Here is a 12,578-nt window from a genome sequence, read left to right on the forward strand (position 1 = left end):
ATGAAGACCCCTCACTTGTACATGGTCTGGTTCATGGTTCCGGGGGCGTACGCGTCCGGGTCGACCCACACGTTGATCAGCGACGGCAGCCCGGACTCGCGGGCGCGCCGCAGCGCCGGGGCGATGTCGGCGGGGTCCCGCACCTCCTCGCCGTAACCGCCGAGCATCCGGGCGAACTTGTCGTAGTGCACGTCGCCCAGCGTGTTGCCGACCCGCTCGCGCTCCGGGCCGTACTTCTGGGCCTGGCCGTAACGGATCTGATTCATCGAGGAGTTGTTGCCGACGATGCCGACGAAGGGGAGGTTGTAGCGGACGAGGGTCTCGAAGTCCCAGCCGGTGAGCGAGAACGCGCCGTCGCCGAAGAGCGCCACCACCTCCTTGTCCGGGCGGGCCTGCTTGGCCGCCAGGACGAAGGGGATGCCGACCCCGAGCGTGCCGAGCGGACCCGGGTCCATCCAGTGCCCGGGTGACTTGGGTTGGACGACCTGGCCGGAGAAGGTGACGATGTCCCCGCCGTCGCCGATGTAGATCGAGTCCTCGGTGAGGAAGTCGTTGATCTCGCTGACCAGGCGGTACGGGTGGATCGGCGAGGCGTCCGACCGCAGCTGCGGCAGCCGCTTGTCCAGCGCGGTCTGCTCGGCGGTGCGCAGCTCCTCCAGCCAGGCCTTGCGTTTGATGGCGCCACCGTTGAGCCGGCCGGTCGCCGCCTCCGTGACCGACTTCAGGATCAGCCCCGCGTCGCCGACGATCCCGAGGTCGACGTCCCGGTTCTTGCCGACCGTCCGGTAGTCGAGGTCGATCTGGACGACGGTGGCGTCCGGGGCGAGCCGCTTGCCGTAGCCCATCCGGAAGTCGAAGGGGGTGCCGACGATGACGATGACGTCCGCGTTGGCGAAGGCGTAGCGCCGGGAGAGCTGGAAGTGGTGCGGGTCGCCGGGAGGCAGCGTGCCGCGCCCCGCCCCGTTCATGTACGCGGGGATGTTGAGGGTCCGTACGAGCTCGACGGCCGCGTCCGTGGCGCGGGTCGTCCAGACCTGGCTGCCCAGCAGGACGGCCGGCTTCTCGGCGTGCACCAGCAGGTCGGCGAGCCGCTCGACCGCCTCGGGGTCGCCGCCGCTGCGGGTGGAGGCCCGGTAGTGGCCGGCCTTGGGCACGCGCGCCTTCTCCACGGGGACGGTGGCGTCCAGGACGTCGCGCGGGATCTCCAGGAAGGAGGGCCCGGGGGCGCCGTGGTAGCACTCGCGGAACGCCATGGACACCATGTCCGCCGCGCGGGCCGTGTCCGGCACGGTGGCGGCGAACTTGGTGATCGGCGTCATCATGTCGACGTGCGGGAGGTCCTGCAGGGAGCCCATCTTGTGCTGGGTGTGGGCGCCCTGACCGCCGATCAGGAGCATGGGGGACTCGGCGCGGAAGGCGTTGGCGACCCCGGTGACCGCGTCGGTGGTGCCGGGCCCTGCCGTGACCACGGCGCAGCCGGGCTTGCCGGTGATCCGGGCGTATCCGTCGGCCGCGTGCGCGGCGACCTGCTCGTGGCGTACGTCGACGACTTCGATGCCCTCGTCGACACAGCCGTCGTAGATGTCGATGATGTGGCCGCCGCAGAGCGTGTAGATGACGTCGACGCCCTCCGCCTTGAGGGCCTTGGCGACCAGATGTCCACCGGAGATGCGTTCCTGTGCGGGCTGCTGCTGCCTGTCGTCGGGCATGGCGAAGTCCTGTCCCTTCGTAGGGGAGTTGAGGGTGATCGCGGTCGATTGCATACAGTCGACGAATACTGTATGAAGCTTGTTATCCCGCATCGCCCGGATGGTGTCCAGGGGGTGTGCGGCACTTTCGAGCGAGGGAGCCGAGATGGACCTGTACGAGTACCAAGCGAGGGAAATCTTCAAGGGCCACGGCATCGCGGTCCCCGACGCGGCCGTCGTCGACCACCCCCGAGAGGCCCGCCGCGCCGCCGAACTCCTCGGTGGGCGCGTCGTCGTCAAGGCGCAGGTCAAGACCGGTGGCCGGGGCAAGGCCGGCGGAGTCAAAGTCGCGGCCGACCCCGCGGCCGCCGAGCTCACCGCCCGCCAGATCCTCGGCATGGACATCAAGGGCCACCCGGTCCGCCGGGTCATGCTCGCCCAACCCGTCGACATCCAGGACGAGTTCTATGTGAGCTACGTCCTCGACCGGGCGGCCGGCACGTTCCTCGCCATCGCCTCGGCCGAAGGCGGCATGGACATCGAGGAGGTCGCCGCCACCCGCCCCGAGTCCGTCGCGCGGATCCCGGTCGACCCGGCCGAAGGGGTCTCCGAGGTCAAGGCCGCCGAGATCGCCGCGGCGGCGGGGCTGCCGCCGGAGACCGCCGACACCCTGGCCCGTCTCTGGCAGGTCCTCGTCCGCGAGGACGCCCTGCTCGTCGAGGTGAACCCGCTCGTCCGCACCACCGCCCACCAGATCCTCGCCCTCGACGGCAAGGTCACGCTGGACGACAACGCCCGCTTCCGCCAGGCGCGTTGGGGCGAGGCATCGGAGGTGCGTGACACCGACGGCGACCCGCTGGAGGCCGCCGCGGCGGCCAAGGGCCTCACGTACGTCAAGCTCGACGGAGAGGTCGGCGTCATCGGCAACGGAGCCGGACTCGTCATGTCCACCCTCGACGTCGTCGCCGGCGGGGGCGCCCGCCCCGCCAACTTCCTCGACATCGGCGGCGGCGCCTCCGCGCAGGTCATGGCAGACGGCCTCGACGTCATCCTCTCCGACCCCGACGTCAAGGCCGTCCTCGTCAACGTCTTCGGCGGCATCACCGCCTGCGACGCCGTTGCCGAGGGCATCGTCCGGGCCCTGGACGCCGTCCACCTCACCCGGCCGCTCGTCGTCCGCCTCGACGGCAACAACGCGGCCCGGGGCCGGGCGATCCTCGACGCCCGCGCCCACCCGCTGGTCGAACAGGCCACCACGATGGACGGCGCCGCCGCCCGAGCCGCCGAACTCGCTCTGATTCAGAGCTCTTAAAGCACCGCTGAAGGGATGTGAACCCATGGCCATCTTCCTCACCGAGCAGAGCAAGGTCCTCGTCCAGGGCATGACGGGCGCCGAAGGCATGAAGCACACCCGCCGCATGCTCGCCGCCGGCACCGACGTCGTCGGCGGAGTCAACCCCCGCAAGGCGGGCACCACCGTCGATCTCGACGGCCGCCGGATCCCCGTCTTCGGCACCGTCCGCGAGGCCGTCGCCGCCACCGGGGCGGACGTCACCGTCGTCTTCGTCCCACCGGCCTTCGCCAAGGCGGCGGTCCTCGAAGCCGTCGACGCCCGCGTCGGCCTCGCCGTCGTCATCACCGAGGGCGTCCCCGTCCACGACACCGTGGCCTTCCAGGCGTACGCCCGCACCCACGGCGGCACCACCCGGATCATCGGCCCCAACTGCCCCGGTCTGACCAGCCCCGGCCGGTCCAACGCGGGCATCATCCCCGCCGACATCGCCCCCGAGCCGGGCCGGATCGGACTCGTCTCCAAGTCCGGCACGCTCACCTATCAACTCATGTACGAACTGCGGGAGTACGGCTTCTCCTCAGCCGTCGGCATCGGCGGCGACCCGGTCGTCGGCACCACCCACATCGACTGCCTCAGCGCCTTCGAAGCCGATCCCGACACCGAACTCATCGTGATGATCGGCGAGATCGGCGGCGACGCCGAGGAACGCGCCGCCGACCACATCGCCGCGCACATCACCAAACCCGTCATCGCCTACGTCGCCGGTTTCACCGCCCCCGAGGGCAAGACCATGGGCCACGCCGGCGCCATCGTCTCCGGTTCGTCCGGTACGGCCGAGGGGAAGCGGAAGGCCCTGGAGGCGGCCGGGGTCGAGGTCGGCTCCACCCCCACCGAGACCGCCGCCCTCGTCGTCGCCCGGCTGGCGGCGGCCGACACCCGCACCCACAATTGACGCGGCCATCGCCCTTCCCGCCCCGACTGTGCACCGAGAGCGGAGAACACTCCATGGCACCGACCCCCGCCCCCACCCCTGACGCCACCCCCACCCTCACCCTCAAGCCCGGCACCGCCTGGCCCGACGCCTGGCAGCGCTGCCTGACCGTCGCCCCCGAGGCGTTCCGCGACGACACCGTCCTCAACCTCTGGGCCGGTACCTGGCAGCCCGACGGCCGGCCGCTGCCCGCCACCAGCCCCGTGGACGGCAGCCCGATCGTGGGCCCGCCACGCCTCGACGCGGCCACCGCCCACCAGGCCGTACGCGCCTCGCTCGACCAGCACCGGGCCTGGCGCCACGTCCCGACCGCCGAGCGCCGCGCCCGCGTCTCCGCGACCCTCGACGCGCTCACCGCCCACCGCGAACTGCTCGCCCTCCTCCTCGTCTGGGAGATCGGCAAGCCGTGGCGGCTCGCGCAGGCCGACGTGGACCGTGCGATCGACGGCGTGCGCTGGTACGTCGACGGCATCGACACCATGCTGGCCGACCGCGCCCCGTTGCCCGGCCCGGTCTCCAACATCGCCAGCTGGAACTACCCGATGTCCGTCCTCGTCCACGCCCTGCTCGTGCAGGCCCTGGCCGGGAACGCGGTCATCGCCAAGACCCCGACCGACGGCGGCCTCGCCTGCCTGACCCTCGCCGCCGCGCTCGCTGCCCGCGAGGGCATCCCGATCACCCTCGTCAGCGGCAGCGGGGGCGAGCTGTCCGAGGCCCTGGTCCGCGCCCCCGAGATCGGCTGCGTCTCGTTCGTGGGAGGTCGCGACACCGGCGCGCGCATCGCCATCGAGGTCGCCGACCTGGGCAAGCGCCACATCCTCGAACAGGAGGGTCTCAACACCTGGGGCGTCTGGAAGCACAGCGACTGGCCGGCACTCTCCGCCGTGATCCCCAAGCTCTTCGACTACGGCAAGCAGCGCTGCACCGCGTACCCCCGCTTCGTCGTCGAGCGCACCGCCTTCGCCGACTTCCTCGCCGCCTACCTGCCGCCCGTCCGGGCCCTGCGCTTCGGGCATCCGCTCGCCGTCGAGCACCCGGAGGATTCCCTTCCCGAGCTCGACTTCGGCCCGCTCATCAACGCGGCCAAGGCCAAGGAACTCGGCGACCAGGTCGCCGAGGCCATCGACCGGGGCGCGATCCCGCTCCACCGGGGCTCCCTCGCCGACGGCCGGTTCCTGCCGGGCCAGGACACCTCGGCGTACCTCCCGCCCGTCACGCTCCTCAACCCGCCCCCCTCCTCACCCCTCCACCACGCCGAACCCTTCGGCCCGGTCGACACGATCGTCCTCGTCGACACCGAGGCCGAACTCCTGGCCGCGATGAACGCCTCCAACGGCGCCCTCGTCGCGACCCTCGCCACCGACGACCCGGAGACGTACGCCCGCCTGGCCCCCCAGATCCGAGCCTTCAAGACCGGCCACGGCAAGCCCCGCTCGCGCGGCGACCGCGACGAACTCTTCGGCGGCTTCGGCGCCTCCTGGCGCGGCGCCTTCGTAGGCGGCGACCTCCTGGTCAAGGCCGTCACCGAGGGCCCGGAGGACGAGCGACTCCCGGGCAACTTCCCGGACTACCACCTGATGCCGTAGGCCCTTGGCATGATGGCTCGATGATCGATTCGATACCGGCGGTGGTTCCGGCGGGCCGTATGAGCGACGGTGACCAGCCGGTCTTCCACCTCGGCGGAGGCTTCGAGCTGAGGCAGTGGCGGGAGGACGACGCTGGGGTGCTGGCGGAGTCGTGCGGCGATCCGGACGTCCAGCGGTGGAACCGCCCCGGGCATCTGACGCTGGAGGGGGCGGTCGCCAGGATCGAGGCCTGGCGGCAGCGTTGGCTCGCGGAGCGGGCCGCGATCTGGGCGATCGCCCCGCCCGGCGAGGGCGGGCCGGTCGGCCTGATCGGCCTGGGCGACATGGACCTCCACGGGGGAAGCGCCGAGTTCCTGTACTGGCTGCTGCCGCAAGGTCGCGGCCACGGGGTGATGACGCGGGCGACGGTCCGGATCAGCCGGTGGGCCCTGGACGACCTGGGTCTGCACCGGCTCCGTATCACGCACTCCGTCGCCAACCCCGCGTCCTGCCGGGTCGCGACCCAGGCGGGCTTCCCGCTGGAGGGGACGATGCGGAGCGCCCTGCTCCACGGGGACGGATGGCACGACGAGCATCTGCACGCGCGCGTGCAGGGCGACCCGTGGCCGGCGCCGTCGCACGGCGCGTCGTGACGACCGGGCACCGCCCCTCTCACCCGATCCCCTGACGATCCCCCTCCAGCGCGAACGCGCGGTCGGCAGCCTCCGGTGTTGTGCGCTCGATCAGTTGGGTCAGCAGGGTGCGGTGCCGGAGGAGGGGTTCGCGGCGGTCGGCCGGTGCCATGGACAGCAGGTCGTCGAGGCCTGCCAGCATGCGGCGCGACACCTGGGGGTTGCCCGGGGCGCAGCCGCGGATCTCGGTGAAGCCGAGGTCGACCAGGTCCGTCCACCCCGGTACGTCCTGGACCAGCCGGAGCGCGTCCTTGCCGTCGCGGTGGTGGACCGCCCCCAGCGGGCGGTTCACCACGGCGGCCAGGAACTGGGTGATCCGGTCCAGTGCCTGTACGGCGGTCGTCGGGTCGTTCACGGCGGGGGAGAGGGCGCGCAGCCCGATGTCCGCCAGTTGGCGCAGCCCGAAGGCGAGGTCCTGGTGGAAGGTCCGCTCCACCCCCACCGAGACCGCCGCCCCGATCCGGCGCGGCACCCGGCCGCCGTGCACGGCGAGGAGCGGGGTCCCGGGCACCACGAAGTCCCCCATCCGGGGCAGCAGCCGCAGCACCACGCCGTGGCGCCGCGCGAGCCGCACGAGCAGGGCGACGTTCACGTCCCGCACGACCCCGGCGCGCCCCCGGTGCAGGACGTGCTCGGTCGCCTCGCCCAGGTCGCCGAGCTCGCCCTCGTACAGCGGCTGCTTCGCCAGGACGCCGAACGCCTCCCACGTGATGTGGTCCACCACGTGCCCCACCCGCATCAGCCGCAGGGTCGCGTTCACGTACGCCACGAAGAGCAGCAGGCTCAGCCCGACCATGAGCAGCGTCAGTACCGACTGCACCAGGGGCACCGTCGTGACGTACCGGGGATCGGCCTCGCTGTCGTACGAGGTGAGGACGAGCAGGGACAGCAGGAACGTGGCGAGGAAGACGGAGAACGTCGCCTTCGTGATCCGGCTCCGGATGAAGATCCGCACGACGCGGGGGCTGAACTGGCCGCTGGCCATCTGCACGGCGACGAGCGAGATGGAGAAGACCACACCGATGAAGGTCATCATCGCCGAGCTGATCGTGGTCACGATCGTCTTGGCGTCCTCGACGATCCCGATGAGCTCGGTGACCGCGCCGTAGTCCTGCTTGTCCTGCAGGAACCGGATGATCGCCTCGTCCAGCGCGGAGGAGACCAGCCACAGCACGAACACGGCCGCCATGCTCACGATCGGGGCGAACCAGAAGGTGTCCCGCAGATGCTCCCGCAGGGGCGACAGCATCCTGGGCCTGCGGTGCGTGGACCCACGGGGCTCGAAGAGATTGCTCACCCAGCGCAGGCTAGGCGCCGCGACCCACTACGCCACGCAGGCGTACGGCGACACTCTGTGCACCACCCGGGGCGACCCGGCGACGATCAAGGACTCGACTCCCGCCGCACCCCACTGACCACGGGAAACGTGGGTGAAAGGCACCTCAAACCCCTGGTAGAGTTATCCATGTCGCCGCGGGGAACACCCCAAAATGACAAACACCTAGTCCGGGTGGCGGAATGGCAGACGCGCTAGCTTGAGGTGCTAGTGCCCTTTATCGGGCGTGGGGGTTCAAGTCCCCCCTCGGACACACACCGGAACGGCCCCAGCCCAGCTGGGGCCGTTCTGCGTTTCCGCCCGTGGACGCGGTCCCCGATGCGGCCCCGAGGACCCCCACCTACCCTGAAGGCCCTGTCGCATCGTGCCGACCAACGGCGGAGGCGCCATGTCCGACGCGAACCCCTCCGAACAGCCGGACCGCCCGACCGGGCCTCCGTCGGGTCCCCTCGCGAGCGGGGCGCCGCGCCCGCCTCGCGGATCCCGGCGCTCACTCCTCGTGGCGCTGATCTGCGGCACCCTGATCGTCGTGGCCGTCGCGGTGATCGTCGCCCTCGTCGTCACCGACGGCGAGCGCGAAGCCGCGGGGACCCCCACAACGCCCACGGTGCCGGAATCGCCCTCGTCCCGGCCGACCCGCACCCAGGCCTCCGAGGCAGCAGACGCCGACGACGTGCACGCCTTCGGCGAGACCGAGCGTTACGCGGACGGTGTCGACGTCACCGTCTCGGCGCCGCAGCGGTTCACGCCCTCCGACGGCGCCGCCGGGCACACGGCCGGGAACCGGGCCGTGAAGCTCGAGGTCACCGTGCGCAACGGCTCCGAGGCGCGCGTGCCGCTGGTCGTGATCGTCCAGGGCAGGGACGCGCAGGGGCGAGAGGTGGAGCGGGTCTTCGACGACGCCAATGACCTGGGCGCCGGGCTCATGGGCACGCTCCTTCCAGGGCGGACGGCCGTCGGCACCTATGCGTTCGACGTGCCGGGCGGCTCCGACGGGACCCTGGACCTCGAAGTCACCGTCGGGGTCGACCGAGGCCCCGCCTTCTGGAGCGGGAAAGTGCCCTGATCAGCCCCCCACCGCGCCCCCGCCCCCTCACGCCTTCCGCGCCAGCACCAGCCGGCACCGTGGGCTCCCGTCGTCCCGACGCCCCAGCGAGTCGATCGCCCGGGTCTCCACCGTGAAGCCCGCCTGCATCAGGCGGTCGCGTACGTCCGCCAGGCGGAACGTGCGGTAGTACATGACGAAGGGCGGCCGCCAGACCGCGTTCCGGACGCGCATCGCCGTGTCGAAGCCCAGCAGGGTCCAGTACGCGCGGGAGCCGACGTGGGGTGGGGCCGGGAGGGGGAAGGCCAGGAGGCCGCCCGGGCGGAGGGAGGCGTGGGTCTGGCGGAAGAGGGTGATCTGGTCGCGGGGCAGGAAGTGGCCGAAGGCGCCGAAGCTGACCGCCAGGTCGAACGTCGGGGCGAAGGGGAGGGCCAGGACGTTCGCGCGGATCAAGGTGGCCTTGGGGTGGGCCCTGCGGGCCTCCTCCAGCATCCCCGCGCTGAAGTCGACGCCCGTGACCCGGCCCGCGCACAGCGAGCGGAGGACCGAGAGGCCCGCTCCCGTGCCGCAGCACACGTCGAGGCCCGTGTCGAAGGGGCCGACGGGACGCAGTGCGTCCGTCACCGCCGTGAGGACCAGGTCCGGCGTGCGGAACGGGGTCGCGTCGAACTTCCTCGCCAGCAGGTCGTACCCGTGCTCCACCGAGGAGAACGCCTGGACGGTCAGTTCACGTGCGGTCGGGCCCTGAGGGGTGAACATGCTCCGACATTACGCCGTCGCCCTGCGTGGGGATCAAGCTCCAGGACGGAGCCGTACCCGTCAGTTGGCAGGCCAGGAGGTAGAGGGGGATCGGGGGGGTGTACGGAGACGTGCCGTCCGGGTGGTGGATCAGTCGCGGGCGGCGGTCCGGGATCTCGGCGCCCGAGGCGTAGCAGGACGGCAGCGGCCAGCGCAGGTCCAGGTCGGAGCCGGCCGGGACCAGCCACCACCACCAGTCCGTGTCCGCGTAGACACAGCCCTTCGACGGCAGCCGGGAGAGGATGCGGAAGCCGTAGCGCGCCGGGACGCCGACCGCGTCGCAGCCCAGGGTGGTGCGGAAGCCCGGCGGGATGATCAGTGAGGTCGAGGCCCCGGTCGGCGCGCCGGCGGCCGTCCCCGAGCCCGCTCCCGCCCCGTCCGGCGTCCTGCGGGACCTCGGCGACAGAAGGGTCGCCATCGACCTCAGCACGTGTGCCCCATGCCGTGGGCCAGTTCGGCCCAGACGACCCGCGCCGTGCCGTGCCCCGTGCTGTCCGATCCCCACGCGCTGCTCAGCGCGTCCACGAGGAGCAGCCCCCGGCCGCGTTCCTCCTCGCCGCAGTCCCGGATCCGCGGGTCCGCCGCGCCGCCCTCGTCCCGTACCGCTATCCGCAACTGGTCCTCCCCCTCGCGCAGTTCGCAGACGACATGGCCGCTCGCGGTGTGCACCACCGCGTTGGTGACCAGCTCGGAGACGATCAGCGTGACCGTGTCGCGTATGTCGGGGGCGCAGCCCCAGAGGATCAGCCGCTCCTCCGCCAGTCTGCGGGCGCGCGAGACCGACGAGGTGCGGGCGGGGAGCTCGAAGGTGAACCGGCGGACGTCGTGGCGGAGAGTTTCGGTGCGTGGGCGCTGCTGCATGACGCGGGGGCTCATGAGACCTGAGGGAAGCGCGTTACCAGAAGCCACGACCGGTTCCTCACAACAGTGGGTAAGCAGTGCCGTACGCAACCTCCCGAGGCGTCGCGCGGCAGCAGCGCGTACTGGTTCACCGGAATACTTTGCTCCCGACGCGGACACTTGGCAAGTGGCACTCTGAAAAATGCAGAGTGCTGTGTTCTCTCTGGCCGTGTTCGTGGCACACTCAAGCGAAACAGTGCGTCGGGGAGGTCTGAGAGTGAGCGAGCCGCGGTCCGCCCCCACGGTGGGACAGGTCGTTCTCGGTAGACGTCTGCAGGATCTGCGCGAGCGGGCCGGCCTGAAGCGGGAGGAGGCCGCCAAGGTCCTCCGCGTCGCCCCGGCCACCATCCGCCGCATGGAGACCGCCGAAGTCGCGCTGAAGATCCCGTACGTACAGCTCCTGCTCCAGGCGTACGGCATCAACGACTCCGAGGCCGAGGCCTTCGTCGCCCTCGCCGAAGAGGCCAACCTGCCCGGCTGGTGGCAGCGGTTCCACGACGTGCTGCCCGGCTGGTTCTCCATGTACGTCAGCCTGGAGGGGGCCGCGAGCCTCATCCGGGCGTACGAACCCCAGTTCGTCCCCGGTCTGCTCCAGACCGAGGGGTACGCCCGCGCCATTCTGCGCAGCGGAGCGGTCGGCGCCAGCAGCGCCGAGGAGATCGAGCGTCATGTGGCCCTGCGGATGGAGCGCCAGTCCCTGCTGACCAGGGAGGACGCCCCGAAGTTCTGGGTGATCATGGACGAGACGGTCTTCCGCCGACCGGTCGGTGACGGGCCCGAGGTGATGCGCGACCAGCTCGACCGGCTGCTCGAAGCGTCCGAGCTGCCGAACGTCACCCTGCAAGTCGCGGAGTTCGCGTCCGGCCACCACCCCGGCACCTACGGACCGTTCGTCCTCTTCCGCTTCGCCGTGCCCGAACTCCCGGACATGGTCTACAGCGAGTACCTGACCGGCGCCGTCTATCTCGACGCGCGCCCCGAGGTGGCCTCCCACCTCGAGGTCATGGACCGCATGGCGGCTCAGGCCGCGACTGCACAACGCACGAAGGAGATCCTCCGGGGTCTCCGCAAGGAGCTGTGAATGGATCGCATATACAACGGCATGCCCGCCGCGGATCTCGGTGCCGAAGGCTGGCACAAGCCGTGGAGCGGCGGGAACGGGGGCAACTGCGTGGAGGCCATGAAGCTGGCCGACGGCAGAGTCGCCGTGCGACAGTCCGCAGACCCCGAGGGACCCGCGCTCATCTACACCCACGGCGAGATCGCCGCGTTCATCCAGGGAGCGAAATCCGGTCAGGCAGACTTTCTGCTCACCTGACCTCTTCCGTCGCACCCCTACCGTCGCGTAACTCTTGCTGCAGTGCCAGTAGTTCCACTCCCGGACCAGGAGCCCCCATGACCCAGGACCCCGCAGCCGTACGGATCGACACCAGCAAGCCGCACCCCGCGCGGATGTACGACTGGTTCCTGGGCGGCAAGGACAACTACCCGGTCGACGAGGAGATGGCCAAGCAGCTCCTCACCCTCGACGCCCGCGGCCGTGACATGGCGCGGGTCAACCGGGCCTTCATGCACCGCGCCATCCGCTGGCTCAGCGCCCACGGCGTACGCCAGTACCTGGACATCGGCACCGGCATCCCGACCGAGCCCAACCTGCACCAGATAGCCCAGCAGGCGGCGCCGGAGTCGCGGATCGTCTACTGCGACAACGACCCGATCGTCCTCGCGCACGCGGCCGCCCTGCTGCGCTCGACCCCGCAGGGGGCCACCGAGTACATCCAGGCGGACGCCCGCGACCCCGAGATCATTCTCGAAAGGGCCGGAAAGGTCCTTGACTTCGACCAGCCCATCGCCCTCTCGATGCTCGCGCTGCTGCACTTCGTCGGCGACGAGGACGGGGCGTACGACCTGGTCCGCAAGCTCGTCGACAAGCTGGCCCCGGGCAGCTACCTCGTCCTCTCGCACGTCACCGGGGACTTCGACCCGGAGGGCGCGGCCAAGGCCGTCGAGATGTACAAGGCCCGCGGGCTGACCCTGCGGCCGCGCTCGCGCGACGAGCTCGCCGCGTTCTTCGAGGGTCTGGAGCTCGTCGAGCCCGGGGTCTCGCTCACCGCCGAGTGGCACCCGGAGCTCGGCGAGGTCGTCCCGGTCCAGGGCGACGACCCGATCCCGGGCTGGGCGGCCGTCGGCCGCATCGCCTGACCGCGCCGGTCGAAGGCGTTCACGGAGTACGCGTCGAGGCCCGCGGACCCTTCCGGTCCGCGGGCCT

13 protein-coding genes and 1 tRNA gene are annotated in these 12,578 nt (G+C 71.2%); 9 read left to right on the forward strand and 5 right to left on the reverse strand.

The window, feature by feature from the left end:
* Window positions 1-11 precede the first annotated feature (11 nt).
* Window positions 12-1,709 carry a thiamine pyrophosphate-binding protein gene (locus tag AB0F56_RS00725; RefSeq protein ID WP_362002557.1) on the reverse strand — a complete coding sequence of 566 codons (1,698 nt, stop codon included), beginning with the start codon at window positions 1,707-1,709 and terminating at the stop codon, window positions 12-14.
* A gap of 145 nt (window positions 1,710-1,854) precedes the next feature.
* Between AB0F56_RS00725 and sucC the strand changes: the two genes are divergently transcribed.
* The 4 genes from sucC to AB0F56_RS00745 are packed head-to-tail and all read left to right on the forward strand — an operon-like array spanning window position 1,855 to window position 6,191.
* A complete protein-coding gene (gene sucC, locus AB0F56_RS00730) occupies window positions 1,855-3,000 on the forward strand; it encodes an ADP-forming succinate--CoA ligase subunit beta (RefSeq protein ID WP_362002559.1) in 1,146 nt (381 codons plus the stop codon).
* A gap of 25 nt (window positions 3,001-3,025) precedes the next feature.
* A complete protein-coding gene (gene sucD / locus AB0F56_RS00735) occupies window positions 3,026-3,934 on the forward strand; it encodes a succinate--CoA ligase subunit alpha (protein ID WP_362002560.1) in 909 nt (302 codons plus the stop codon).
* 53 nt (window positions 3,935-3,987) lie between these two features.
* Window positions 3,988-5,559 (forward strand): aldehyde dehydrogenase family protein, encoded by a 1,572-nt coding sequence (locus tag AB0F56_RS00740; RefSeq protein ID WP_362002562.1) that lies wholly within the window; start codon window positions 3,988-3,990, stop codon window positions 5,557-5,559.
* Window positions 5,560-5,579: 20 nt separating this feature from the next.
* Entirely contained in the window at window positions 5,580-6,191 is a 612-nt protein-coding gene (locus AB0F56_RS00745) for a GNAT family N-acetyltransferase (protein WP_362002564.1), read from the forward strand.
* 19 nt (window positions 6,192-6,210) lie between these two features.
* Here the strand turns inward: AB0F56_RS00745 and AB0F56_RS00750 are convergent, their stop codons facing one another.
* A complete protein-coding gene (locus AB0F56_RS00750) occupies window positions 6,211-7,479 on the reverse strand; it encodes a DUF2254 domain-containing protein (RefSeq protein WP_362003188.1) in 1,269 nt (422 codons plus the stop codon).
* Window positions 7,480-7,734: 255 nt separating this feature from the next.
* Here AB0F56_RS00750 and AB0F56_RS00755 point away from each other — a divergent pair.
* Both AB0F56_RS00755 and AB0F56_RS00760 read left to right on the forward strand, forming a co-directional pair.
* Window positions 7,735-7,819 (forward strand) — tRNA-Leu (locus AB0F56_RS00755).
* Between the two features lie 135 nt (window positions 7,820-7,954).
* Entirely contained in the window at window positions 7,955-8,632 is a 678-nt protein-coding gene (locus AB0F56_RS00760; RefSeq protein WP_362002565.1) for a DUF4352 domain-containing protein, read from the forward strand.
* A gap of 27 nt (window positions 8,633-8,659) precedes the next feature.
* Here AB0F56_RS00760 and AB0F56_RS00765 read toward each other — a convergent pair whose 3' ends face one another.
* Genes AB0F56_RS00765 through AB0F56_RS00775 form a run of 3 tightly spaced genes read right to left on the reverse strand, consistent with a single transcriptional unit; the run spans window position 8,660 to window position 10,285 of the window.
* Complete coding sequence (locus AB0F56_RS00765; RefSeq protein ID WP_362002567.1) at window positions 8,660-9,370, reverse strand: methyltransferase domain-containing protein; 711 nt, start codon at window positions 9,368-9,370, stop codon at window positions 8,660-8,662.
* Complete coding sequence (locus AB0F56_RS00770; protein ID WP_362002568.1) at window positions 9,339-9,827, reverse strand: hypothetical protein; 489 nt, start codon at window positions 9,825-9,827, stop codon at window positions 9,339-9,341. The genes AB0F56_RS00765 and AB0F56_RS00770 overlap by 32 nt, the downstream gene beginning before the upstream one ends.
* 5 nt (window positions 9,828-9,832) lie before the next feature.
* Window positions 9,833-10,285 (reverse strand): ATP-binding protein, encoded by a 453-nt coding sequence (locus AB0F56_RS00775; protein ID WP_362002570.1) that lies wholly within the window; start codon window positions 10,283-10,285, stop codon window positions 9,833-9,835.
* Between the two features lie 241 nt (window positions 10,286-10,526).
* Here AB0F56_RS00775 and AB0F56_RS00780 point away from each other — a divergent pair, with 241 nt between their 5' ends.
* The 3 genes from AB0F56_RS00780 (at window position 10,527) to AB0F56_RS00790 (ending at window position 12,511) form a co-directional block, all read left to right on the forward strand.
* Window positions 10,527-11,390: a helix-turn-helix transcriptional regulator gene (locus AB0F56_RS00780; RefSeq protein WP_362002572.1), complete on the forward strand. Its 864-nt coding sequence runs from the start codon at window positions 10,527-10,529 to the stop codon at window positions 11,388-11,390.
* Complete coding sequence (locus AB0F56_RS00785) at window positions 11,391-11,627, forward strand: DUF397 domain-containing protein (RefSeq protein ID WP_137992288.1); 237 nt, start codon at window positions 11,391-11,393, stop codon at window positions 11,625-11,627.
* 77 nt (window positions 11,628-11,704) lie between these two features.
* Entirely contained in the window at window positions 11,705-12,511 is an 807-nt protein-coding gene (locus AB0F56_RS00790; protein WP_362002574.1) for an SAM-dependent methyltransferase, read from the forward strand.
* The last annotated feature ends 67 nt before the right edge of the window (window positions 12,512-12,578 follow it).

This window comes from Streptomyces sp. NPDC026092, from assembly GCF_040638605.1.
GTDB lineage: Bacteria > Actinomycetota > Actinomycetes > Streptomycetales > Streptomycetaceae > Streptomyces.